The sequence below is a fragment of the Floridaenema flaviceps BLCC-F50 genome, from assembly GCF_041929275.2.
Taxonomy (GTDB): Bacteria; Cyanobacteriota; Cyanobacteriia; order Cyanobacteriales; family Aerosakkonemataceae; genus Floridanema; species Floridanema flaviceps.
On the sequence record NZ_JBHFNR020000002.1, the window covers coordinates 1,451,001 to 1,475,801 of the forward strand.

19 protein-coding genes are annotated in these 24,801 nt (G+C 40.9%); 10 read left to right on the plus strand and 9 right to left on the minus strand.

What is annotated here, in order from left to right; all coding sequences use genetic code 11:
- The first annotated feature begins 4 nt into the window (after positions 1–4).
- Together rppA and rppB are read left to right on the plus strand one after the other, a co-directional pair.
- Complete coding sequence (rppA, locus tag ACE1CI_RS26620; RefSeq protein ID WP_413263242.1) at positions 5–697, plus strand: two-component system response regulator RppA; 693 nt, start codon at positions 5–7, stop codon at positions 695–697.
- Between the two features lie 427 nt (positions 698–1,124).
- Positions 1,125–2,519 (plus strand): two-component system sensor histidine kinase RppB, encoded by a 1,395-nt coding sequence (gene rppB / locus ACE1CI_RS26625; RefSeq protein WP_413263241.1) that lies wholly within the window; start codon positions 1,125–1,127, stop codon positions 2,517–2,519.
- A gap of 139 nt (positions 2,520–2,658) precedes the next feature.
- On the opposite strand, the gene ACE1CI_RS26630 is transcribed toward rppB, so the two are convergent.
- Positions 2,659–4,533, minus strand: coding sequence for a hypothetical protein (locus tag ACE1CI_RS26630; RefSeq protein WP_413263240.1), 1,875 nt, complete (start codon positions 4,531–4,533; stop codon positions 2,659–2,661).
- A 128-nt stretch (positions 4,534–4,661) separates the two neighbouring features.
- On the opposite strand from ACE1CI_RS26630, the gene ACE1CI_RS26635 reads away from it, so the two are divergent.
- Positions 4,662–5,267 carry a glutathione S-transferase family protein gene (locus tag ACE1CI_RS26635; RefSeq protein ID WP_459564028.1) on the plus strand — a complete coding sequence of 202 codons (606 nt, stop codon included), beginning with the start codon at positions 4,662–4,664 and terminating at the stop codon, positions 5,265–5,267.
- A gap of 91 nt (positions 5,268–5,358) precedes the next feature.
- Here ACE1CI_RS26635 and ACE1CI_RS26640 read toward each other — a convergent pair whose 3' ends face one another.
- On the minus strand, positions 5,359–6,600 hold the full coding sequence (locus ACE1CI_RS26640) for a M20 metallopeptidase family protein (RefSeq protein ID WP_413263238.1): 1,242 nt from the start codon (positions 6,598–6,600) through the stop codon (positions 5,359–5,361).
- Between the two features lie 236 nt (positions 6,601–6,836).
- Entirely contained in the window at positions 6,837–7,670 is an 834-nt protein-coding gene (gene menB / locus ACE1CI_RS26645) for a 1,4-dihydroxy-2-naphthoyl-CoA synthase (protein WP_413263237.1), read from the minus strand.
- A 354-nt stretch (positions 7,671–8,024) separates the two neighbouring features.
- Between menB and ACE1CI_RS26650 the strand changes: the two genes are divergently transcribed.
- Both ACE1CI_RS26650 and ACE1CI_RS26655 read left to right on the plus strand, forming a co-directional pair.
- Complete coding sequence (locus tag ACE1CI_RS26650) at positions 8,025–8,465, plus strand: tetratricopeptide repeat protein (RefSeq protein ID WP_413263236.1); 441 nt, start codon at positions 8,025–8,027, stop codon at positions 8,463–8,465.
- Positions 8,466–8,596: 131 nt separating this feature from the next.
- A complete protein-coding gene (locus ACE1CI_RS26655) occupies positions 8,597–9,487 on the plus strand; it encodes a polysaccharide lyase (protein ID WP_413263235.1) in 891 nt (296 codons plus the stop codon).
- Positions 9,488–9,632: 145 nt separating this feature from the next.
- On the opposite strand, the gene ACE1CI_RS26660 is transcribed toward ACE1CI_RS26655, so the two are convergent.
- The 5 genes from ACE1CI_RS26660 to ACE1CI_RS26680 all read right to left on the minus strand — a co-directional run bounded on the left by ACE1CI_RS26660 (position 9,633) and on the right by ACE1CI_RS26680 (position 19,713).
- Positions 9,633–12,794 (minus strand): right-handed parallel beta-helix repeat-containing protein, encoded by a 3,162-nt coding sequence (locus ACE1CI_RS26660; protein ID WP_413263234.1) that lies wholly within the window; start codon positions 12,792–12,794, stop codon positions 9,633–9,635.
- 241 nt (positions 12,795–13,035) lie between these two features.
- Positions 13,036–15,285 (minus strand): glycosyltransferase, encoded by a 2,250-nt coding sequence (locus ACE1CI_RS26665; protein ID WP_413263233.1) that lies wholly within the window; start codon positions 15,283–15,285, stop codon positions 13,036–13,038.
- Positions 15,286–15,395: 110 nt separating this feature from the next.
- On the minus strand, positions 15,396–16,721 hold the full coding sequence (locus tag ACE1CI_RS26670; RefSeq protein ID WP_496615842.1) for a nucleotide sugar dehydrogenase: 1,326 nt from the start codon (positions 16,719–16,721) through the stop codon (positions 15,396–15,398).
- Between the two features lie 1,177 nt (positions 16,722–17,898).
- Positions 17,899–19,344 carry an HlyD family secretion protein gene (locus ACE1CI_RS26675; RefSeq protein ID WP_413263231.1) on the minus strand — a complete coding sequence of 482 codons (1,446 nt, stop codon included), beginning with the start codon at positions 19,342–19,344 and terminating at the stop codon, positions 17,899–17,901.
- A gap of 51 nt (positions 19,345–19,395) precedes the next feature.
- A complete protein-coding gene (locus ACE1CI_RS26680; RefSeq protein WP_413263230.1) occupies positions 19,396–19,713 on the minus strand; it encodes a DUF3067 family protein in 318 nt (105 codons plus the stop codon).
- Positions 19,714–19,937: 224 nt separating this feature from the next.
- Here ACE1CI_RS26680 and petC point away from each other — a divergent pair, with 224 nt between their 5' ends.
- From petC to ACE1CI_RS26700, 4 genes are all read left to right on the plus strand, one after another.
- On the plus strand, positions 19,938–20,477 hold the full coding sequence (gene petC / locus ACE1CI_RS26685) for a cytochrome b6-f complex iron-sulfur subunit (protein WP_413263229.1): 540 nt from the start codon (positions 19,938–19,940) through the stop codon (positions 20,475–20,477).
- 119 nt (positions 20,478–20,596) lie between these two features.
- Positions 20,597–21,586, plus strand: a complete 990-nt coding sequence (gene petA / locus ACE1CI_RS26690; protein WP_413263228.1) for a cytochrome f — start codon at positions 20,597–20,599, stop codon at positions 21,584–21,586.
- A gap of 112 nt (positions 21,587–21,698) precedes the next feature.
- Entirely contained in the window at positions 21,699–21,884 is a 186-nt protein-coding gene (locus ACE1CI_RS26695) for a DUF6888 family protein (protein WP_413263227.1), read from the plus strand.
- Positions 21,881–22,096: a DUF6887 family protein gene (locus tag ACE1CI_RS26700; protein ID WP_413263226.1), complete on the plus strand. Its 216-nt coding sequence runs from the start codon at positions 21,881–21,883 to the stop codon at positions 22,094–22,096. Before ACE1CI_RS26695 ends, ACE1CI_RS26700 begins: the two co-directional genes overlap by 4 nt.
- A gap of 172 nt (positions 22,097–22,268) precedes the next feature.
- Here the strand turns inward: ACE1CI_RS26700 and ACE1CI_RS26705 are convergent, their stop codons facing one another.
- A complete protein-coding gene (locus ACE1CI_RS26705) occupies positions 22,269–23,852 on the minus strand; it encodes a glycoside hydrolase family 57 protein (protein ID WP_413263225.1) in 1,584 nt (527 codons plus the stop codon).
- Between the two features lie 294 nt (positions 23,853–24,146).
- Here ACE1CI_RS26705 and ACE1CI_RS26710 point away from each other — a divergent pair, with 294 nt between their 5' ends.
- Positions 24,147–24,734 carry a DUF3038 domain-containing protein gene (locus tag ACE1CI_RS26710; RefSeq protein ID WP_413263224.1) on the plus strand — a complete coding sequence of 196 codons (588 nt, stop codon included), beginning with the start codon at positions 24,147–24,149 and terminating at the stop codon, positions 24,732–24,734.
- Positions 24,735–24,801 lie beyond the last annotated feature (67 nt).

A 24,801-nucleotide genomic window follows, 5' to 3' on the forward strand; every position in this document is an offset into this window, starting at 1 on the left:
TTTTATGAGAGTCTTGCTAGTCGAAGATGAGCCAGATTTAGGTGCAGCGATTAAGCGAGTTTTGCACCAAGAAAAGTATGTGGTTGATTGGGTACAAAATGGGATTGAAGCCTGGAATTATTTGTCAGATAAACAAACACAATATACTCTGGCTATCTTCGATTGGTTATTACCAGGAATCTCAGGATTAGAGTTGTGCAAAAAAGTTCGATCGCAACACAACCCCCTACCAATTTTAATGCTGACAGCTAAAGATCAGGAACAAGATAAAGTTGCTGGGTTGGATGCTGGTGCTGATGATTATTTGGTGAAACCTTTCGGAATGGCGGAACTTTTGGCAAGGTTGCGGGCTCTGCAAAGGCGATCGCCTCAACTCCAACCACAAAAATTAACTGTTGGTAATCTAACTTTAGAATACAACACTCGCACTGTTTGTTTTCAAAATACTAGGAACGAAAAGCAGGTGATTTCTTTAACTACTAAAGAGTTTCAACTGTTGGAATATTTTATGAAGCATCCTAATTTTGTTCTCACTACCGATCAGATTCGTAATCAGTTGTGGGAAATGAGTGCAGAACCTATTAGTAATGTTGTGGCGGCGCAAGTGCGTTTGTTGCGGCGCAAATTAGCTGCTAGCGGTTGTCCTGATTTGATTGAAACTTTACATGGTATGGGGTATCGTTTTAACCCTAATTAAGGCAATTTGTTAGTTATAAATATTGTCGGTTCGATCGCCCATCTTCGATCCCCCCTAACCCCCCTTAATAAGGGGGGAACTGGATTGAAATTCCCACTTTTTAAGGGGGATTTAGCGGGATATAAAAGGCAATTTGTTAGTTACAAATCTCGTCGGTTCGATCCCCCCTAACCCCCCTTAACAAGGGGGGAACCGGATTTAAAGTCCCCCTTTTTAAGGGGGATTTAGGGGGATATAAAAGGCAATTTGTTAGTTCAAATATTGTCGGTTCGATCCCCCCTAACCCCCCTTAACAAGGGGGGAACCGGATTTAAAGTCCCCCTTTTTAAGGGGGATTTAGGGGGATCTAAGCAGAAGCTTCCCGATTCAAAGTCCCCCTTATTAAGGGGGATTTAGGGGGATCTAAAAATAGGAACTTGAGTTAATTATGAATCAAAATAAACTATTTAATCGAACTCGCACTCGCTTGGCTTTATCTTATGCTGGAGTGATGGGAATAATTTTAAGTTTGTCAGGATTTGGTGTGTATGAAGCGATCGCTCACGCTCATCACGTTGCTATTAACCGCGAGTTAGAATCTGTAGCCGGAACTCTCCATGACAGCATTGAATTAAAATTAAATCAACCCGGACGTTTAGAACCGATCGTTGAGGAACTTTTACCCAATCTTTGTTTAGCAAAATCTAGCTGCATGACAAACAAAGTCAATTCTTCTCGCCACATTCTCACCGCCATTAATCAAGGCAAATATTATATCCGGTTTTTTGATTCTTCAGGACAATTGATTGCTATAGCTGGTACTCATCCAGAGGGATTACCCTTAGTATTAAATAAGGAAACCTGGCAAACTCTTAAAGATAGCAAAGGCAACTTTTATCAGCAAATTTCTATATCTTTGCATACCCACGATAATCAAGATTGGGGTTACTTTCAAGTCGGGCGGAGTCTCAAAGATTTTAATGATTACCTAAATAATGTGAAATGGATTATGAAGTTGGGATTGCCAACTACTTTGATTTTGGTAGCTGTTTCCAGTTGGTGGTTAGCTGGTTTAGCAATGCAACCAATTTATCAGTCATACCAACAAATCCAACAATTTACTGCTGATGCTGCTCATGAGTTACGCACACCTTTAGCAGCAACACAAGCAACAATAGAATCTGCACATTCCATCCCTGATTTAGATGAAAAAGAAGTCCAAGATATCCTCGCAACAATCAGTCGGCAAAATCAACGCCTGATTCAGTTAGTCGCTGATTTGTTACTATTAGCTCGTTTAGAACAACAAGCTACACCAAAGCTATTTCAAAATTGTTGTTTAAATGATATTGTTAACGATTTAGTCGAAGAATTTGCCGCTTTAGCAATCTCGAAATCGGTGAGTTTAACTGCTGATATCCGAGTCAATAATTCACTCAATGTTATGGGGAATGAAGAACAACTTTATCGCTTAGTTTCTAACTTAATTATTAATGCGATTCAATACACTCCCGCTCAAGGTCAAGTAACAGTTATATTAGATAGTATTGACAATCAAGCATTAATTCAAATTCAAGATACAGGTATTGGTATTCCAGCTTTTGAGCAAAAACGAATTTTCGATCGCTTCTACCGCGTCAATAGCGATCGCTCTCGTCACACAGGCGGATCGGGATTAGGATTAGCGATCGCCAAAGCAATAGTTCAATCCCACAAAGGTAGCATACAACTACAAAGCGAACCAAACAAAGGTAGCACCTTTACTATTAAATTACCCTTAGAAAATACAGCGCAGGAGAGCGATCGTACTAACTACCCTTTCTATCTCAAATGGTTCTCTTAATATTAGCAAAACTACTCCTTTATCTTCTTCTCAGATCTTACACCTAGAGGCAGAGCCTCCATTCTTCGTTCCCAGGTTGAACCTGGGAACGAGGACAAAGGAGGTGGAACCTCCTTTGAGTGCAAGATCTAGAGTTTGCTTAATTTGGATTTGATATTAACTCCCATTTTGGACTGACTAAAGTATTGCGTAAACGCCAGGTTTTTCCCGGAGAAAACATTTCTAAAACCCCACTTTTTAAACTTTCGCGCAAATAAGGACTTTCTAAAACTGACCAATCTTTTAATATTCGTTCCTGACCATTAATAACAGCGTGACCGATACCTTCATTTGGTTGATAGGTCATTTCTAAGCGATTTCTTTCTAAACTAGTGTATGTCAATTTGCCGAGATTTTCCCATTGTCGATCGCCTATCTCACTCCGATCCAACGCCGCAGTTAAACGCTGAAAATCTGGATAATCGCTAACTCTAGCTATATCCGTAATCCAAGCTGTGCGATCGCCTTTTGCTACCAAAGCTTGATAATCTTTTTCCCGGCGACTTGTTGATACTGGAGAAAGTAAACTCATTTCTCCCCAAGGACGAACACACAACCAAACTTCGTAAATTCGCCAAATATACCAAGATTTATATTGCTTTGGTTCCCCAAAACTTGCAGGTAAAACTAAATGCGATCGATTTGGCACTCCAGCTTTTTTGTCCTGTTCATTCAATCGCAATTCATAAATCACAACACCATTTTTTTGCAGATATTGATCTCCCGGACTCCGCCCAGTTGCCATTAAATTATGATAAGTTCCCCCTAAACTAATAACAGCGTTTTTCTCCCCTTTTGGGTCACGCACTACTAATTTATAAGTGGCATATTGGGCATTAATTGTGCCTTTGGTTTGATAGGATTTCCCTGGTATTAATAAAGTAGATAAACTGTAATCATTAGTAATATAAAAACTTTCCCAAAATTGGTTATCTTGGTGATAGCTGTAATATGCCGGATGACTGGCTAAAAGTTGAAAAGGTAAAGGAATTTCTTTTCTAGCTAAAGCTTTAAATTCTGCTGGCGGACGGTAACTACTTAAACCAGCAAGCAGCGCCAAAGATGCAACATTTTTATCCATTCTTTCGGCAACTTTTACATCATCTCCCCACCACATCCAAGCAACAGCTGATAATCCCTTTTGATCCCAAGTTCCGCGATCGAAACCTCGACTTTCCGCACCTCCCGCAGTTCCCCAACTTAAGCGCACTGCCATATTAGCAGCATACCAATCTAAACCAGCTTTCGCTAATTGTTTTAATTCGGGAGTTTTGGCAAATTCGTAAAGATTTAATAACCCACCAATACTATATCCATAATAAGTAGAAGAGTGAAATTCACCTTGTCCAATAGTTAGAAATTTATTAATTTCTGTACGCAACCAAGCTTCAATAGATGCAGCAGTCGCCGGATCGCTATTTGACCATCCACTACCATCTATTAATGCTAAACCGGATAAACGTTGCATCATCATGTGATTTTCTGTGCCAGTTTCTAGCCATTCTTTGATGCGCGGTAATTCCAGCATACTTCGATAAGATGCTATTACATTAGCTGGCATTTGATCTCGAAAATAAAAGAAAATTGGTATATCAAAAACGCTGCGAAAATGATAAAGATCGGATTGGTCTTTATCCATGTTTTGCAAGATATCCCAACTGTGTTGGCGATCGTACTTATCCCCCAAACTCAACCGCGCTAAAATAACAGGTAACAAGTATTTATGAGGATCACCAATCTTTTCTCTGCGCCACCAAGCATCCAACTCATCTAAATTTAGGGCGGCGATTTTTTGACGAATGGCAAGACTGCGATCGGCAAAAGCAGCCTCTTCTTTTGTTACCGAATTCCCCTGTATTGCTACTAAATAATTATCTTGCTTAATAGGTAGTTTACAGTTTGCTGGAATACCCACAGCGCAAGCAAAACTTATGAAACTAACTAAAGCAACGGTTGCAATAAATTTAATTTTCATTAACAAACTTTTTCGCTACACTACCATGTTAGTCATTGGTTATTAATCATTGTTCATTGGTAAATAAATATTTACTCCTGACAAATGACAAATGACAAATGACAAATGACAAATCACCAGGAAAATATATGATTGACCTTTACACCTTTACAACTCCCAACGGTCGCAAAGCTTCTATTATGTTAGAAGAAGTCGGTCTTCCTTACAATGTGCATAAAATTGATATTACCAAAGGAGAACAATTTACACCAGAATTTATTGCTATTAACCCCAATAGCAAAATTCCTGCCATTGTAGATCAAGAAACTAATATAACTGTGTTCGAGTCTGGGGCTATTCTCATTTACTTGGCAGAAAAAACTGGGAAATTGTTACCAACTGACAGCAAAAATCGCTTTCAGGTCTTGGAATGGTTAATGTTTCAAATGGGTGGTGTTGGGCCAATGTTTGGTCAATTAAACCACTTTAAAAAGTTCGCGCCAGAAAAGATTCCTTATGCGCTCGATCGTTACGAAAAAGAAACTTTGCGCCTCTATGGAGTCTTAGATCAACAATTAGCAGACAAGGAATTTATCTGCGGTGATTACTCTATTGCTGATATTGCTACTTATCCTTGGGTAGCAGTTTATGAATTTCAAGGATTAACTTTAGATAATCATCCAAATCTTAAACGTTGGGTGGAAACAGTGCAGCAACGTCCAGCAGTACAAAAAGGAATGAAAGTTCCTAGTTAGTTATGTAAATAGATCCCCGACTTCTTGAAGAAGTCGGGGATCTCGAATAGATCCCCGACTTCTTGAAGAAGTCGGGGATCTCGCCTCAAAATTAATACTCTTCTGAAAAGTACTTTTCCACACAACGCACAAAGATTTCTACACCCATTCCTAACACAGTTTCATCAAAATCGAACCGGGGGTGATGATGGGGAAAAGCTAGATTTAAACTCGGATTAGCTGAACCTAAAAAGAAATAGCAACCCGGCACTTCTTGCAGGAAGAAAGACATATCTTCTGCGCCCATTGTTTGACATTCTGGCACTATTCCTGCTGGAGTTTCTACCACATTTACAGCTACAGACCTAACTAATTCTGCAATTGCAGCATCATTAATTGTCGCAGGATATTGTTTGCGGTAATCTAGTTTATATTTTGCGCCGTAAGTTTGGCAAATTCCGGCAATAATTTGTTCAAGTTTTTGGGGAATTATTTCGCCTACTGCTGGATTAAAATACCGCACTGTTCCCCCAATTTCTGCTTTGTCTGCAATTACATTAAATGCAGTACCAGCATGAAATTTTCCTATTGTTACTACTGCCGAATCAATGGGGTTAACATTGCGGGAGACAATACTTTGTAAGTTATTAACTATTTGGGCAGCAACTAATATTGAATCTACTGTTTGATGAGGCATTGCCCCATGTCCACCTTTGCCAAAAATTGTACAACTAAATGCTTCGGTAGCTGCCATTAATGCCCCAGTCCGCACACCTACTGTCCCCATTGGTAGGACATTCCACAAATGTAAACCAATAATGGCATCAACATCGGGATTTTTTAATACTCCCGCTTCAATCATCGGTTTTGCACCACCTGGCCCTTCTTCTGCGGGTTGGAAAATAATTTTTACTGTTCCGGCAAAATTTTGTCGATGTTGCTGAAGAAAATAAGCTGTTCCTAATGCGATCGCAGTGTGTCCATCATGTCCGCAAGCGTGCATAATGCCTTCATGTTGCGATCGATAACTCACCTCATTTTCTTCCTTAATCGGCAAAGCATCCATATCCGCCCGAATAGCTAAAACTTTCGCTTTTCCAGCTATTTCTGAACTATCTTTTTCCCCTTTAATAATTGCAACAATACCTGTTTGTGCAATCCCAGTTTGATGCTCAATTCCCCATTCGGTTAACTTTTTCGCGATTAATTCTGATGTCAACTTTTCCTTAAAGGCAAGTTCAGGACGTTCATGTATACTTCTGCGCCATGCCACAAGCTGAGGCTGTAATTGTCGAATTTCTAGGCGAATTCGAGACAAGTCTACATTAGGAGAATTGGGTAATGTGGATATCATTTCTGAAACTTTAATAGGAGAAATTTAGGTTTGGATATGGATTTTTGGTTCAGACTTTTTGCTGCCTCTTTAAAGCAAGCTTCTGTTCACACCGCTAACTTCCCTGTACTATTGGGAGTTCTTCATCCAGCTTAACACGATTACTCGTTGTCATTACAACTCTGATTTAGTTAAAGATTGTAGAGACGTTGTATACAACGTCTCTACAGCAATAAACACCTTTACAGCTAATTCCTTTAAGGTAACCAAGGATATTGCCGAAAATCTGGTTTACGTTTTTCCAAAAATGCCTGTTTGCCTTCTGCTCCTTCTTCGGTCATATAATAAAGTAGCGTGGCATTGCCAGCTAGTTCTTGTAAACCCGCTTGTCCGTCACAGTCAGCATTGAAAGCAGCTTTTAAACAACGAATTGCGATCGGACTTTTTTCCAAAATCTCCTGTGCCCATTTAATCCCTTCCGCCTCCAACTCTTCTACCGGAACAACACAATTAACTAACCCCATTTCCAAAGCTTGATTCGCATCATATTGCCGACACAAAAACCAGATTTCTCTAGCTTTTTTCTGCCCCACAATTCTAGCCAAATAACTAGCACCAAAACCGCCATCAAAGCTACCAACTTTCGGCCCTGTTTGACCGAAAATTGCATTATCTGCGGCAATTGTTAAATCACAAATAATGTGTAAAACATGACCACCGCCGATCGCATATCCTGCCACCAAAGCAATCACAACCTTCGGCATCGATCGAATTAAACGTTGCAAATCCAACACATTCAATCGCGGCACACCATCATCACCAACATAACCCGCAGTTCCCCGCACACTTTGATCGCCACCCGCACAAAAAGCGTATTTCCCATCAGTATGCGGCCCCGCACCAGTAAAAAGTACTACGCCAATATTTCTATCTTCACGGGCATCACAAAAAGCATCGTAAAGTTCAAAAACAGTTTTTGGACGGAAGGCATTACGTTTATGAGGACGATTAATCGTAATTTTAGCTATCCCGTCCATTTTGTGATACAGAATGTCTTCGTAGGTTTTGACAGTTTGCCATTCAACTTGCATAGATGATTCTAATTATTGACTCAAATTAAAGTATTACTCACATCTTGCACTCCTGAGCGGAGCCTGGAGTTTCTCGTTCCCCGGTTCAACCGGGGAACGAGTATTGGGAGGTTCTACCTCCCCTGCTGCTAAAAATTTTGCCCAAACTTTTCAGATCACGAAATTTACAATTTGTCAATAGGTAAATTCTAGCTCCGAACAACTACACAGAGCAATTATCGATCGCGATCTGAGGATGTACGGAAAAACAACCCCAGTCAAGCTGCCATTTCTCACGATGTCAGCCCAACCCAACAATTTGAAAATAGAAACATCATCAAATTCTGATTAAAACTTATCCCCAGGAGTAGTGCAATGTTAATCTCTCACCAAAATTCCCAAACAGGTGTCGATCGAACAGAAACTTATCAGGTGTTGCACAATCAGGGATGTTTATTACTAGATCGAGGAAATTATCAGGAAGCACTTACATATTTTGACCAAGTTTTAGCATTAGATCCGCAACATCAACAAGCTTGGGCATTTCGGGGAGCAGTTTTGATTTTTCTCGAAAGATATACCGAAGCATTGTCAAGTTGCGATCGCGCTTTACTCCTCAACCCAAAAGATTCAGAAACCTGGGTGATGCACGGAGTTGCTTTACAGCGTCTCGATCGTTATAAACAAGCATATAACAGTTACGATCGCGCATTAGGTATCGAAAGAAAACCAATCTTAAAACAACTATTTCAGCCCATCTTATCCTTAATTAAACGGCTCATAAGACAGCTACCCTCAATTGGACCAGCTAGATAACTTAATTGGTAGTTAAAACCATCAAACTACTCAAGAAAGGGAAAAGACAAGGTTTGCCTTTTCCCTCTTTTTATAGATATCAATCAAGCCGTAATTACTCATAAAATATATATAACTCTTTAAGTAACTTTATGAAAACAAAACTCAATTTTTTTACCAGCCAAAAGCAAAGATTTTTAAGTATTTGCTTGCTCTCTCTAACTTTATTCAGTTGCAGTAACCCTACAGAAACAAAAACAGTTCTTGCTCGACCTTCATCGATCGCTCAAAACCAAAACTCTGAGCGCCAAGCATCTCTTTGGGCAAATAACTTCACCAATACTAATTGGATGGAAGAATGGGGAGTAAAAAAACGTGCTTCTTGGGGCTTAAAAAACATCGAAGTCATGGAAAATTCCGAAAGCAAAATTACTAAATATCTGAGAGTACGTTATCCCCAAGAATCTGCAAGTCCCACAGTAAGTAGAAAAGACAATGCACCTGTAGGCGGCGCTCAATTTTTCGCTAACTTAAATATGCAACCTCGCGATGCTTTGCGCTTAAGTTACTACGTAAGATTTTCCCATAATTTCGACTTTGTGAAAGGTGGCAAATTACCCGGATTATTTGGTGGTACTGTTAACACCGGAGGCAAAATTCCTGACGGAACAAACGGATTTTCCACACGCTATATGTGGCGGCGCAACGGTGATGGCGAAGTTTATGCCTATCTCCCTACCAGTAGCGAACATGGGACTTCATTAGGTAGAGGTAACTGGCAATTTAAACCAGGAAATTGGCACTTTATTGAACAAGAAGTCATCCTCAATCAACCAGGAAAAAATAATGGCAGAATTAAGGTTTGGTTAGATGGAAAACAAGTACTAGAGCAGGATGAATTAACTTTTCGCACTACCAATGATTTAAAAATTGAAGGCATTCTTTTTTCCACCTTTTTCGGTGGTGGAGATCCTTCTTGGGCAACACCTAAAGATGTCTATGCAGACTTTGCCAACTTCTCTGTATCTTCCGTGAATTACTAACTAAAAAAATGTACGTTGTTGCGCTTTAGCGCTCTTATTAGCGAAGACAGCGCCACAACGTACTTAGATAAAAAATAAATCAGGATGCAGGAGAAATTCGCCTGCATCCTAATTCTTTATTTAAGTTTTCAATTCCTAGTTAAACTTAAGAAATTGCAGAGTAAACTCGATATGGTTTGGTGATTCCCTGAATAACATTTCCGGCGATCGTATTTCCAGAATTAGAGACGTTCTTTTCTGCAATACCCCATTTTGCTTGGTCAATTGGGTTATTGACGATCGTATTTCCTGACACAGTATTTCCTTTAGAGAAGGTAGTAGGATCATCATCAATGTAAATTTCTGCGTAACCACCCTTAAGTGCTTGCGAGTTATTTAGCAGTTTGTTACCGCTGACAATATTGTTAGCAGAAGACCGGAGGCGAATTCCATAAGTGGAATTATATTCCACAATATTGTTCTTGTATTGGTTGTTGTCACCTAGATAAGAGTAGATACCGCTGGCTTTGTTGTATCTGGAAATATTACCTTCAAACAAATTGTAATCAGAAGTGCGCGATAAATCTATTGCCCCTGGTTGAACTGTGATTCCGTTACCACTCCCACCAGTACCATTGTAGGTAGCAACGTTGTTAAAGAAGTTTGTATGTTTAGTCGCAGTTACAACATTAATACCATGACGTTTGTTGGAATCAGCAATGTTGTCCGCAACCAAAGAATACTCTAGATTATCAATGGTAATTCCGTCTTGACCGTTATGGTCTGATAATGAATCTTTGATTGTTAATGCAACTGTGGGAATAGGAGCATAAGCATTTTCGTGGGGGTCAAAACCGTAGTAAGCAAAGTTAGTTACGCGCAAGTCTTCAAAATTGCTATTGCCATAAGTGCCAAAGTTACCGTAGGCGTTCCGAGTTGAGGTTTGATTCTTCTTGTTACCGTCTAATTTCAGGTGACGAATATTTTGATTGTAGAAGCGAGGAACTGCTAAGTTTTCTTCTTGGGAGTGTAGTGCAGAACGCAACATTCCCGCATCGTCAAATTCCACATTATTTGCCTGTTTCAGAACAGTATTCCAACCGACACCAGAGAGATTAACATTATCGTAGGTAAGCAAAACATTGTCAGAGATGTTGAAAGTTCCAGGTAAAAGTAAGACTGTACCTCCACCATTCTTTCCGACTTGTGCGATCGCCTGATTAATCACAGCTTGATCGTTAGTACCAGTAGCAGTGAAATCAGCACCACCTTTATTTACAGTATCTTTCGCCGCCACCGCAACTGTCTTAGTCGCATCATGAGGTTGGAAAATCACACTGTATTTTTCATCATTATCGTAAATCGGATTACCCGTCTTTTGCCCTGGTTTCACATTGACAAAATAAGTACCCGCTACCAAAGTTTCGCTAATTAAACCTTCAGTTTTTCCACTATCACTTTCCGTCCAAGTAGTACCTTTATTAGTCGAAGACTTCAAAACAGAACCATCACTCTTCAGCAGTTCAAGGGTAGTTCCCGCAGCTAAACCATTCAGGAATATGCTCACAGTTTCTTGCTTACCAAGAGTAAACTTATAGAAGTCATTAGCATCTAATTCTCCCACATAATCAGTGAATTTTTGGTAATCAGTTAAATTGCCAATATCACGAGCCGCTTCCTTAGTATTACCAGCACCATCGTTAGCTTTGTAGTCAACTTTTACATACTGAGGAGCTTGCGTAATTCCCGCTAAAGGATCGCCTGCTGCTGGGTTCCAAAGAGTTCGGCCTGTTTGATTAACACTGTAACTTTCTTTAGAATTTAGCCCTTGAATTCGGGTTGTTTTGTATGTCCCTTGGATTGTGTTATCTCTATAAGTATTGTAGTCGTTACCCGGAGCTTTTTCTTCAATTCCGTACTTCGCAACTACTGATTTGTTGTTCAGGATAGTATTGTTTTCGGCGACATTCTTAGTTGAGTAAGTAGTTTGGTTTGTGCTTGTATTCAAGTAATGGTTAATCAGTATTTCACTGTAACCTTGGTGCTTAGATTGGGAGTTATTCAGCAATTGATTTTCCGAAATTGTGCTGTTAGATGCACCTTTCAAATGAATACCGCTTTGACCATTTCCTTCGACGTTGTTGTTTTTAAGCTTTGTACCTTCTGCTAATTCTAAATAAATTCCATCTTGCTTATTTAACTTAACAATGTTGTTTTCTAACAAGTTGTTATCAGAAGTTCTCTCTTTTTCTGTTCCTGACTGAACAACAATTCCCCGATAACCATTATTAGTAACAACATTATTTCTAATAATGTTATTGTCAGAGTCGGTAACTACATTTATGCCATGTCGGGTATTTGCATCACTGATGTTACCTTCAACTACTGAATTGAAAATGTGATCTAATGTGATTCCATCTTGAGCGTTGTGATCGGCTAAATTGTCTTTAACTGTTAATCTCAGTGTTGATACTTTAGCATCACTATTTTCATGAGGATCTAAACCGTAGTACTTGAAACTATGAACTCGCAAGTCTTCAAAGCTACTATCTTCGTAAAATCCGAAGTTGCCGTAAGCATTTTTGTAACTGGTTTGATTGGCTTTGTTACCATCCCAACTCATGTGCCGAAAATGCTGGTTATAATAAATTGGTTTAGCAATATTTCCTTGGCCTGAATCAGCAGCAGAACGAACCATTCCAGCGTTACTAAATACAACATTGTTCCCTTGTTTAAGAACAGTACTCCAACCAATTCCTGTCAAAGTAACATTGTCATACACCGTTAAAATGTTGTCGGTAATATTGAAAGTTCCATCCAATAAAAGTACAGTTCCACCACCAGCTTTGCCAACTTGTTCGATCGCTTTATTAATCTCAACTTGGTCGTTAGTACCATCAGTTAAAATGTCAGCACCACCTTTATTTTTGGTCGTAGAAGATGCAACCGTCACTGTATTTGGTGCGTCATGCGGCTGGAAGATTAAGCTATACTTTTCTCCTTGATCGTAAAGTGGATTACCAGTGATTTGATCGACGTGAGAAACTCTAACTTGGTAATCACCAGCAGCTAAAGTTTTGGTAATTAATCCCCCTGTTGCCCCACTATTACTCGCCGTCCAAAGAGTGCCTGAATTGACTGAACTATCAATCAGTGTTCCGTTATTATCAAGCAGTTCTATTTTTGTACCAGCTGACAAACCACTGAGAAACATACTGACAGTTTGTTGTTGTCCCAAACTGAACTTATATAAATCAGTGGGATCGGAGCTACTAACAACATCACTCTGCTTGTTGTAATCGGTTAATGAACCTAATTGAAATTCCATAATTCACCTGCAACTTTCAACTAATTTGCTGATTTATCAACCAGGCTCTCTTTTACTTGTGGCTTCAGTCGAACGGTGGAAAACCCCAAGAGGACTGTACGGGCGATTAATCAATCGCGCTTACCAATGGGATTCCTTACAGATCAAGCCTTTCAGAAATTAATCACTCTTTATCGATCGCCCTAAGTACAAGAGAGCCATTTGTTCGCAATACTTAGTCGAAAGACTTGACAAATTGTTTTCAAGATAACTTTCCGGGGAGATTTACACCTTTAATAATTGTATTGACCGCATTCTTTTGCGAAATTTGTTCATCTAAACAGAGATTTTGTGCCAGATCATTTCCTGTTCCAGAATCTACACAATTCCGATTGCCCTCTATAGCTATATACTCCACATGGACGCTCTGGGTATTGTTGAGCACTAAAGCGTGAGGCTGACTCTGTTCAAACTGAATATTTTTCAGCGTCACTTTCTCCACTCGCTCTAGCACAATACTGTCTACTTTGTAGTTCAACTCTGATTCTGGCTTCGGGGGAACAACTTGCAGAGAAAAACGACTCAATTCAATATTATGTAATCTGCCAATAGATGAGTTAGCTGCTGAAACTGTCCCGATATTGGAATTACTAGCCTTAACATCTTTAGTAATGTTTGCTGGTTTGATAGTTATAAAAGAGTCGGGAACTTTTTCAGTTACATGAGCTTTAATTACTGTGCGTCCAGCACCCTGACCTTTAATAATGATATTGCTGTGGTTAATTTCTACAGGACGGAACAAATCTAATTCACCAATGGGTAAATTAATCTGAATTATCCCTTTTTTAGGTAAATTATCAATCAATTTTTGCAGTGCCGCACCATCATCTTTACCATCATTAGGTATAACACCGTAGTCAATAGCTTCGACAATTTCCGTTGGTGTCGGTTTAGCTTGCACATTAACCTGCCACACAAAATTCGGAAGATCGTAAGCTGGACTGAACACCCTAGCCATTGAGCATAAGAAAATGGTAAAGCCAAACAACTGTGCGTAGTAAAGAAAGTTAGAAGTGCTCAGTTTCAACCATTTACCAAAACCTGTACCTGCAATATCACTCTTTTGGTTGCCACGATTAGACCATTTTTGCTTTGCCAAGTTCATCTGGGTATAAATTTTGATCAGTGATGAACTCCACTGGGAAATAGGCATATATAAAATGTGAATTGGTCGCAGGTAATCATCTCTACCCAGGGAAAAGATGATTAAGCTCAAAGCGCGGGTAAAGACAAGCCAAAAAAAGATTAAACCAAATTCTATCCACTGACCTGAGAGAGCATAAAGAATTAATAATCCAGGTGCAATCAAAGAAGTCCAAATACTCAATCTTTGATCGAGAATAGAATACCAAATAAACCAACCAACTTTATTTGGGCCAAGAGCAAGGGCACGACTACCATTACGTAGCATATTTCCGAACCAACGCCGCATATTTTGATAAGCACGCATCGGTACAGAACCAGAGATGGTTTCGATCGTATCAACCATCGCATCTGGCACATACATCATGTCGTACCCAGCTTTTAGCGTCCAGTACCAAGTACTTTTGTCGTCACCAGACAGGAATTTAAATTCGCCCCACAACCAGTCGTTGAGCATATCCTTTTCTAGCAAATCGGCAAAGCTAGGATTGAGTGCAACTTCGGCTCTAAATAAGGAGAAACGACCTGTCAAACACAACACTTTCTTAGAAAGTGCGTGCGAACACATATACAAATGTCTTTGGGCGAATCGTAAAAATAACCATTCTTCAAAAAACTTGGAACCTAAAACTGTGGCACGTTCATCGGTAGTTAATGCACCGATTTTAGGGAACATATTAAAGAATGGTAAGCAACCTTTGAGGACACCCGGATTAATTACTGCATCTCCATCCATTAAACCAACAATGGTGTTTTTTGGTGGGTTGGAACGAGCGAGTAATCTTAAACCTTCTGCTAATGCCTTGCGTTTCCCCCCAGCTGGGTCAAGCATGGGCAGATATTTAATGTACTTGTGTTCTGGGTCTTCTTCGTCGAGGATTTTACCGATCGCTTCAATTTCTTCGGGCGTGGTAACTACAATCACAATTGTCGGATTAATCAGACTTTTTGCATTATCTGCGATCGCCCGAAATACTTTATCTGTAATCCAAGGTTGCTCTCTAAAAGTCGGTGCAATCAAACAAGCTGTGGGTAATTCTGACAAGGGTATTCTGTTAGCTTTGCGTCGCCAACGAGCAAATACCCATTTGCGATAATACCAACTCCGAAGTAACTGAAAGCCAAACCAACTCCAGCGAACAGCACCCAAACTTCCTACTGTTACTGCTGCCCATTCACCATAGACTGCTATTTGTAGCTGAGGACTTAAGTAATAGAGTCCAGCAAATCCACAGGCACAGATCAACAGTAATGCCAGTAAATTGAGGTAAAATTTCGCTGTTGTCCAAAGATTTGCAGATTTACTCATAATGGCTTTCTAGCCCTCAGTTCTCGACTCGGCTGTTTCGGATGTGGCGATCGAATTACAATTGCACAGGAAGAAGAATTACCCTCATCAGCTGTTAGAAATGTCCTACACTAAGCAGCAGCAACTAAAGAAATAACTGACTCCTCGACCTCTGTAGTCGAATGCAATTCCCAACGAGACAAATCTAAAACAGGCATCCGACCATAAAGTGAAGACATCGCGGCACTAAACACAGGATGTTGCTTAGAAAGCACAATTCCATCACATTCCGTCAACACTTGATTCAAATCCGAACTTACCAACTGATGAATTTGGGGTAACTGCCGTTCCAAATACTCCAGATTGCTGCCTAACATTTTATCAATTTGCACATCTGGGTCATAAACCATCATTGGCACACCATCACGCCACAAATCACGAATCAGCGCCACGATCGGGTTTTCCCGCAAATCATCTGTACCACCCTTAAAGCTTAAGCCCAAAATCGCGATCTTCTTGGCTTTCATTTCATGAACTTTAACTCGTGCTGCCTCAATGTGCAATGTATTAGAAGGCAGAATCGAATCGACAATTGGTACTTCTACACCTAAACGACGTGCATTGTACGCTAGCGATCGCAAATCCTTGGGTAAGCAAGAACCACCAAACGCAAATCCCGGCATCAAATACTTCGGTGAAATATTCAGCTTATAGTCTGCACAGACCAATTGCATAATCGCATGGCTGTCCAAACCTAAAGCATCACCAATCCGACCGATTTCATTAGCAAAACCCACTTTCAGTGCATGGAACGAATTGTTAATCACCTTCAACAATTCCGCTTCTTCCAAACCAACGTGATAAATAGGTGCTTTAATACTTTCGTACAAAGCCGCTACAAAATCACCACTAGCAGGATCTAATTCTCCAATCACTGTGTAAGGTGGTTCGTAAAAATCTCTCACAGCTGTGGTTTCTCGTAAGAATTCCGGGTTAATCGCTATACCAAAATCTTCTCCTGCTTTGCTTTGAGAATATTTCTCGACGATTTTAGTTAACAGATTCCGGGAAACTCCGGGAAATACTGTACTCCGTAATACCACTACATGATATTTGTCAGAATTTTTTAATCCTTCGCCAATTTCACGGGCCGCACTTTCGATGTAGGTCATCACAGGGGAACCGTCTGGGGCGCTAGGTGTTCCCACGCAAATCAATGACACATCTGCCCAAGGTACAAATTCCTTGCCGCTGTTGACTGCTTTCAAGTTGCCCTTTTTGATTCCCGTAGCAATCAAATCATCTAGTTCTGGTTCCACGATCGGACTCCGCCCTTCGTTAAAAGCTTTCACTTTTTCACTGTTAGTTTCTACACCAATAACTTCATGACCCATTTCGGCAAAGCAAGCTGATACGACTGTACCTACGTATCCTAAGCCCCAAACTAAAATTCGCATAATGGCACCTTTTCTATGTTTATACAGGGATGAAATGTTTTGTCTGATTAGTTTCAGACTGTTTGTTGTGTACCTGAAGTAAGATTACTGGATTTTTTTACCTATAGTTAACTTTTTTCTGCTTCTTCATGAAAAAAATATATTTTGCTTCTTCCTGCTAAGACTGATTCATAATAAATCCACAATTAAAGTACTTTAAAACACTAGATTACAGACAGTATGTTCTTCACTATTACTTAAGGCATAAGGGAGTTTACGCAAATAGTTAAATGTGATTTTTACTATTTTTTAATATTACCAAAAAACAATAACTTCAGCACAAAAAATCTTTGACAAAGGATTTTTTTCAGCATAAATTTGCGAATAATTAGCAAATTAAATCTATCTTTCAGCAGATGTAAGACCGAAATCAAGTTACTAAGAAACCCTGGTTTAAGGACTGGGGCTGGGGGCTGTACTTCCCTGATAATCAGGCGAGCAGGACTAGTACCCCTGAGAACTCACGCATTTTGCCATTTAATTAGGTTTACGAATCACCCGGAGTATGAGAAAGTCTAGAAAACCTGAAAAAATAATTTATAGATGAGCTTATGGCGAGATTTACTACTATAGTAAGAATAACATTATTTCTCACAATTTGTTCCTTTGGGTAGATTTTTCTAATTTATAGTTAATATTAACTGGTTTAGTTTATGCTCAGTTTCTATCCTTTATTTGGAAAATTTGTACTTTCGGATTAGGAACTCCAATAAACTTTTATACAGCAAAATTAAAATAAATTTCAGTAGAAAATTTTGCTCAAAAAAGGGAAGAGGAAACGAATATTTCCTCTTCCCTAATCCCGGCTTGGGCTGGTAGCCTGAAAAAGATTTGGCTTCTCTGGTTAGATGCGTTAAAATGAATACTATGTTTATACAGGGATGAAGTGCTTATTAAGGATGGCTTTCAGACAGTAGTCTGTGCAGATCTGTAAGATTACCTAATCCCTTTTCTATTTGGATCGGCTCCCAGGCAGAGGTACAGAAATAGAGAGTTAGGGAGACTTCCGTGAGCCGTCAGCGTTCGACTCTCGCTCACGCCGAAGTCCGAACGGTGGGGAGGTAAGCCCCCCATCCCCCCAGTCCCTAGTCCCCAGTCCCTAGTCCCCAGTCCCTAGTCCCCAGTCCCTAGTCCCCAATCAACTTTGACCAGGTAAGCGGAAATTACTTAATCCCAAGCTTTGCCAGTTGGGTAAATTGAAGGATTTTTTCTGAAAAGTTAAACGAGTTAACTGTCCCACGCCACAAAACTGGTTAGATTGGCTGTATTGGGGTGGTGGCGGAATTCTGACTGTGACTCTTGCTAGAGGCTGTCCTGCTAAATTAGGAGGGACGCTCGGTGAGAGAGCTTGCGCCTGAGTAGATGGTAATTGTTGCGCGATACCTTGACCGCTAATAGGTTGAATTAAGTCAATTTCTCCGGCAATAATTTCGGGATAACCTGCTATTTCTACGCTAACGGGTTTCTGCATTTGCAAATTGCTGACTTCGTTGGCGGGGACTACTGCTTCTACCCAAAGTTCGTTGCAGTCTAACATGGTCAAGATCGATTCTGTGCGATTGATTTGTTCTCCAGCTTCGCGATCGGTCTTGTAAACAATTCCCGCAGTTGGTGCAACTACTTCGTGATCTTGTCTAGCTATATAGCGTCTAGTCGTGCTGACTGGTTGTAGAATTGAACTTGGTTTAAACGCTTGAGTTTGCTTGAGTCGTTCCCTGCTATTATCTACTTGGGTTTTTAGTGTAGTAACTAGCACCGTTTGGGTCTGGATTAACTGCATTAACTTAGTGCGCTGATCCAACAGGCTGGTGCTGTTGTTATTCAAGGTTACGCCTGTTTGGAAAGCTTGCAAAGAATCTTTAGCAGCGGTCAAGTTTGCTTGTGCTTGTTGAACTTCGGCGCTTGCTGAGAGCCAAGCAAAACGTAGTTGATCGACTTTTTGCTGCGGGACAATGCCATCTTTGACTAACTGTGCATAGCGTTCATAATCTAAACGAGCCGCAGTCGCTTTCGCTTTTACTGCCTCTAAAGCTGCACTAGCTTGAGCTACTTCTTTTTGGGCCAGTTGTACATTCACCTTACCTAGCGAATTATACTGTTGGTCTAGGTCTAATAATTGACTTTTCAGTATTGCTAGAGTTTGTTGAGCAGAGTCTAATTGGCTGAGGTTAGTCTGTAGTTCCCCTTCAATTTGCAAGCGTTCTTGCTGAAACTGATTTTGTTGTTGTTTTTGCTCTTCTTGGGTGCGTTCGATTTGCAGGCGAATTTGTTCTTGCTGAGGACTCGGATCGACACCAATGCGGGCTAATACTTGTCCCGATCGCACTAATACACCCGGTCTTGCATAAAAAGCTTTCACATTGCCATCTATCGGAGAGCGTAATTCCGTAGTCCGACCATTAATTAAGCCATTTTCGACAATATAATGTGCCAGTCGGTAGGAAATTAAACTAACTCCGATACTAGCAGCCGCCAATCCCAACAATACAAACATCGTACCCGTCGCCAGTCTTCGCCAAGGAATCGGTTCCTTTGGTTTAACAGGTGTGGCGAATGACTCTTGTACATCAATTTTTTGTATCATGTTTGACATTCTTCTAGTAATGAACATTTAGGAATTAGGCAAAAATCAGCATTACATATCCTCAATCAACCACTCTGAAGAAAGTTCGCCTAAATCTATCGGAATACTGACCGCTTTGCCTAAACGGGGTCGATCGCGTGTTTGTTCAATAAAATCTTGCACTTGTAAGGTGGCACCCCAGGCTAGCAAATAGCTGACCACCGTATCTAAACGTGCCATGTATTCTGCTTCCGTTAGGGGGAAGGAAGCTTGCTCTAAATACTTCCACATTATTTGGACAAAAATTTTGCCTTGAGTCCGCCTTAATTGTATATCGTAAGAGCGTCCCCACTTATTGAGCAATAGTTGACGTAAATTTTCTCCGGTCATGACCTACTTTAATAATTAAAGGCTTTATCGGTTAATGTCAAGAAATTATGAGAGGGGCATCAAAAAATGTAATAATACCAGATGAAAGTTGTAAACCAGTTTCTCAAAGGATTTTTGGGAGATTGCCCTCACGGGAAATTACACTTCCCCATCCCAATTCTGAAAAGTTTTGGGGTGTGAACTACAAGGTTGTTAATTAAAAGATACAGACTCCAGCATAGGTTATGGCTCAAATTTCGGGATCTGCTGACGTGCCTGATATGGGTCGTCGTCAGTTTATGAATCTTCTAACTTTCGGCACTATCACAGGAACAGCGTTGGGGGCACTGTATCCAGTCGTCAAATACTTTATTCCTCCAACTAAAAGTGGTGCTGGTGGCGGCGTAATTGCTAAAGATGCTTTGGGCAATGCGATCGCCGCAAGCGAATACCTGAGTTCTCACAATCCAGGCGAGCGCTCTTTGGCACAAGGACTCAAAGGCGATCCCACTTACATTGTGGTGACACAAGACAAGCAAATCGCAGATTACGGCATCAACGCCATCTGCACTCACTTAGGCTGCGTCGTTCCTTGGAACATCGCCGAAAACAAATTTAAATGTCCCTGTCATGGTTCCCAGTATGACAGCACTGGTAAGGTAGTCAGAGGCCCTGCACCTTTGTCTCTAGCATTGGTTCACGCCAAGGTAGAAGATGACAAAGTTAGCTTTACACCTTGGACAGAAACCGATTTCCGCACTGGTGAAGAACCTTGGTGGGCATAGAAATTTTAGATTTTAGATTTGGGATTTTCGATTGATTGAGCAAGTCAAAAATCTAAAATTTACGAATTGAAGCCTTCAATGTATTGATTAAAAGCTTGTCACGGATCTATTTGTAACAGATGAAAAAAGCTTGTTTAACGGCGACCTTGGTGAATAGCCAAAAAGCGATCGCCAAAATGTTCTTAGTGGCGATCGCCACCGTAGGACTTTTCCTGACCTCCGATCTTGTCGTACCTCAATCCGCTGCTGCATACCCCTTTTGGGCGCAACAAACCGCACCAGAAACTCCTCGCGAACCTACAGGACGCATTGTTTGCGCTAACTGTCACCTCGCAGCTAAATTCACAGAAGTCGAAGTTCCTCAGTCCGTTCTCCCAGACACAGTATTTGAAGCAGTCGTTAAAGTCCCCTACGACACCTCAGCACAACAAGTACTGGGTGATGGTTCTAAAGGCGGCTTAAACGTCGGCGCTGTGTTAATGTTACCTGAAGGCTTCAAAATTGCCCCAGAAGACCGCATTCCCGAAGAAATGAAGGAAAAAGTCGAAGGGCTATACTATCAACCCTACAGCGAAGACAAAGAAAACGTTGTCATCATCGGGCCATTACCCGGCGATCAATATCAAGAAATTGTCTTCCCAGTCCTCTCTCCCGATCCGAAAACTGACAAAAACATTCGCTTCGGTAAATATGCCGTTCACGTAGGCGGAAATCGCGGACGCGGACAAGTTTACCCCACAGGTGATAAGAGCAATAATAACGCTTACAATGCTTCGGCTGCTGGCACAATCTCTAAGATTGCCACAATTGAAGATGGTGGCTACGAAGTAACCATTAAAACCGAATCTGGTCAAACTGTAACCGAAACTATTCCTGCTGGCCCTGAATTAATCGTTACTGAAGGCGAAACCGTAAGTGCAGGCGCACTTTTAACCAATAATCCCAACGTTGGTGGTTTTGGTCAAGATGACGGCGAAATTGTTCTGCAAGATCCTAATCGCATTAAATGGTTAATGGCTTTCTTTGCAGCAATTATGCTTTCCCAAACTTTCCTCGTTTTGAAGAAGAAACAAATCGAAAAAGTACAAGCCGCAGAAATGAATTTCTAAATTTGGCTTTCGAGTCTATTGGGAAAATAACTAACAAGACGGGTAATTTGCCCGTCTTTTTTATCGAAAGACTTCAGTGTTAGACTTAATATTGATTAGAGTAGATCGTAGCGTGACAAGAATTCCTACACCAGAGCAAAAAACACAATGCTTTAATTTATGTGTTTGGTTCAGCAAGCTGTATTTGCCTATTAACATAGTGCGAATAGACGATCGCACAGGCAATATTTTCTTTTTGGCTGGTGACGAAAATATTATTGAGACCTACCCCAACGGTCAATGGAGGTATGTAAGATGAGCAAACCTAATTTCCAAGCAATGAGTCAGAAAGATTTACAAGCTTACGTTCTTGCTCACCGAGACGATCGAGAAGCGTTTTATGCTTATGTAGACAAACTACACGCAGAAGCTACCTGGGTGGAAATGCCACCATTAGAATCACCCGAAGATTTAGATAATTATCCTGAGTTTGTTGAACGTATTCGTAACAGTTCTGATTCTAATTCTTGATTGGCAAAATTAGAGCGATCGCATATTCTACGAATTTCTAACAATCTCCGCTGATAAAAAATTGGGTTTCTGGCAATGAAATAGAAACCCAATTGCTTAAATTTTAAATGTCAAGAAAGCACTTTTGCGTAGCCTGTCGTAGCATTCGCCAACCGTAAAACAGCAATTAAATCTATCGATAAGTGCGATAGTTAATACTGGGGAAAATGTTGTCTATTCCTTCAACTTTTTGTAACCAACCGCTATCGATTTTCTCAGCATTGATGTCATCATAAAGCTTATTAAAGCGCATCAAATGCGATCGCGTCCGCCTCACAGCATAAGGAACCATCGTCCCAGTTCGCATAATAAACGCCCAATCAGAAGACTGCGCCAGCAACAACTCCCGCGCCGCCTGATTTAGAGCCCGCCATTCCAACTCATCAGCAGGTTCCCGCTTAGCCAACTCAATCATTCTTTCAGCAGCTTTATGTAAATAAGGATAAATCCAAGCATTAGTTTCATTCAACCAATACTCATGGAAACCCTTATAACCCCAACTAGATTGAGCCAACCGAACCACTTGTTGAGTTGGATATTTCCGCAGATAATCAGCTAAATGAGTCATTTCATAAGAACTTTGGTCATACCAAGTCTTACGAAACAGAGAATCCAAAAACCAAGGCCCTTCGTACCACCAGTGACCGAACAATTCCGCATCATAAGGAGAAAGTACGATCGGTCTTTTCTGCATCACATTATATAAATGCTTCACCTGCTGCTCGCGGTTGTACATAAAATTACCCGCGTGTTCCGCAGCCTTTTCCCGCGCCCAATAGGGATCGTAAAGGGCTTTCTCTCCCAAACCTAAGCCCCGACCAGTGATTTTATGGTACTTGATCCCCGTATTCTTGCGCTGACCATTGGGCATAATATAAGGCTTGATATATTCATATTCCGCCTCCCAACCCAAATCCTTGTAAAATTCCCGATATTCGGGATCGCCGGGATAACCCAACTGAGAAGACCAAACTTGGTGCGAAGACTCATGATCCCGACCAAAAGCCGCAATACCCGACTCCGTAAACACCGGAGTATAAGTCCCAAAACGCGGACGAGGGCGACCATAAAGCATCGCGTGCCCATCAATAATGAAATAGCGTAAACCAGCATCAGCCAGCATCCGCTCCAAACCATAATAATAAGCACATTCAGGCAACCAAATCCCTCTAGCCGGACGACCAAAACTTTCCTCGTAATGTTCGCAAGCAACCTTAATTTGTGCCCAAACAGCTTGCGGGTACATATTCATTAAAGGCAAGTAGCCGTGAGTCGCCCCACAAGTGATGATCTCCAAGTTATTGCTATCTTGGTATTGCTTAAAAGCCTTCACCAAATCGCCGTCATAACGTTCCCAGTACTCGCGAGTGTTCTGAAAATCCTTAGCGTAGAACTCTGACAAGTACAGGAGATGACCATGATGACGGTTATGTTCGATTTCCTTTTCGACCAGTTCTTGTAATTTGCCTAAGTGATGATCGTAACGTTCTTGTAGCAGAGGGTCACGCAGCATTGACACCAGAGGCGGTGTCAGCGTCATCGTGATTTTGAAATCAATACCGTCTCGTTTTAATCCCTCAAATATGCGTAACAAAGGAATGTAAGTTTCTGTAATGGCTTCATAAAGCCACTCTTCTTCTAAGACATAATCACTCTCAGGGTGCCGCACAAAAGGTAAGTGGGCATGAAGAACAAGGGCGAGGTAGCCAATAGCCATAGTGAATGAGCCGTGTTGAAATAGGGTCAAACTGCGGCAGTAAAGGGAAGCTTTTGCAGTATTTTAAGATTTTAGTCGAAACCAGCCAGAGAAGAGAAATGTAGTCGCAACTTTGCTAAAATTTGCTGATTTATTTGGGGACTGGGGACTAGGGACTAGGGACTGGGGACTGGGGACTGGCAGACAAGGGGAATTTAATTTTGCCTTTCCCCTCTGCGCCTGTGCCCCTCTGCCCTGTTGCCTTCCCTTTAGTTTTCATTAAAATTCCTTTATGTTGTCTCCCACTGTGGATTTATGCAATTAAAAGGATTATCGCCTAGACTAGTTAGCCAAAGAGAGGAATTAACCTTAACTTCCTCATTAGACCCAGTGCAGTTGGACAACATGAATTGCCAACTGGATGAAATTTTTATAGCTTTGGAAGCATTAGCCGGAGTTGATGAACAGGCAATATTGGCAGCAGCAAATGCGTTAAATATTCAATCAACAGCCCAGGAGAGAATTAACCTGTGGTCAAGACACCAGCCTGTGAGTGAAAGTGTTGAGGTAGAGGAGAGTGAAAGATTGAATGAGGAAGATTTGCGATCGCTAGTCTTAATTATCAGCCATCTAGCCAAACAACACCAAGAACTAATTCGTCGTGCCGTCGCCCTCCTAGAACAACTAACAGAAGAAAAACGACAACTTAACACCTCCAGTTTGCTAGACGACTACATCAAAACCTTCAGCAAGCTATACTCTGAGGGCATGAAACACCAACAGACATTATCACCCGATGCTTTAACTCAACAAGCACTTAAAAAAATCATGGATTTACTTTTCTACAGTACATCCAGCGGACATCAGCGCCTCTGGTACTCCCTCTTAGAAAAAACACGCTAATAAACCACAAACTCCAAAACTTTTGAGTTTTCACTAATTAACTCAAAACTCAAAACTCAAACCTCAA

Coding starts and splice junctions, on each gene's coding strand:
- rppA (WP_413263242.1), top strand. CDS start 5: ATGAGAGTCTTGCTAGTCGAAGATGAGCCAGATTTAGGTGCAGCGATT.
- rppB (WP_413263241.1), top strand. CDS start 1,125: ATGAATCAAAATAAACTATTTAATCGAACTCGCACTCGCTTGGCTTTA.
- ACE1CI_RS26630 (WP_413263240.1), bottom strand. CDS start 4,533: ATGAAAATTAAATTTATTGCAACCGTTGCTTTAGTTAGTTTCATAAGT.
- ACE1CI_RS26635 (WP_459564028.1), top strand. CDS start 4,662: ATGATTGACCTTTACACCTTTACAACTCCCAACGGTCGCAAAGCTTCT.
- ACE1CI_RS26640 (WP_413263238.1), bottom strand. CDS start 6,600: ATGATATCCACATTACCCAATTCTCCTAATGTAGACTTGTCTCGAATT.
- menB (WP_413263237.1), bottom strand. CDS start 7,670: ATGCAAGTTGAATGGCAAACTGTCAAAACCTACGAAGACATTCTGTAT.
- ACE1CI_RS26650 (WP_413263236.1), top strand. CDS start 8,025: ATGTTAATCTCTCACCAAAATTCCCAAACAGGTGTCGATCGAACAGAA.
- ACE1CI_RS26655 (WP_413263235.1), top strand. CDS start 8,597: ATGAAAACAAAACTCAATTTTTTTACCAGCCAAAAGCAAAGATTTTTA.
- ACE1CI_RS26660 (WP_413263234.1), bottom strand. CDS start 12,794: ATGGAATTTCAATTAGGTTCATTAACCGATTACAACAAGCAGAGTGAT.
- ACE1CI_RS26665 (WP_413263233.1), bottom strand. CDS start 15,285: ATGAGTAAATCTGCAAATCTTTGGACAACAGCGAAATTTTACCTCAAT.
- ACE1CI_RS26670 (WP_496615842.1), bottom strand. CDS start 16,721: ATGCGAATTTTAGTTTGGGGCTTAGGATACGTAGGTACAGTCGTATCA.
- ACE1CI_RS26675 (WP_413263231.1), bottom strand. CDS start 19,344: ATGATACAAAAAATTGATGTACAAGAGTCATTCGCCACACCTGTTAAA.
- ACE1CI_RS26680 (WP_413263230.1), bottom strand. CDS start 19,713: ATGACCGGAGAAAATTTACGTCAACTATTGCTCAATAAGTGGGGACGC.
- petC (WP_413263229.1), top strand. CDS start 19,938: ATGGCTCAAATTTCGGGATCTGCTGACGTGCCTGATATGGGTCGTCGT.
- petA (WP_413263228.1), top strand. CDS start 20,597: ATGAAAAAAGCTTGTTTAACGGCGACCTTGGTGAATAGCCAAAAAGCG.
- ACE1CI_RS26700 (WP_413263226.1), top strand. CDS start 21,881: ATGAGCAAACCTAATTTCCAAGCAATGAGTCAGAAAGATTTACAAGCT.
- ACE1CI_RS26705 (WP_413263225.1), bottom strand. CDS start 23,852: ATGGCTATTGGCTACCTCGCCCTTGTTCTTCATGCCCACTTACCTTTT.
- ACE1CI_RS26710 (WP_413263224.1), top strand. CDS start 24,147: ATGCAATTAAAAGGATTATCGCCTAGACTAGTTAGCCAAAGAGAGGAA.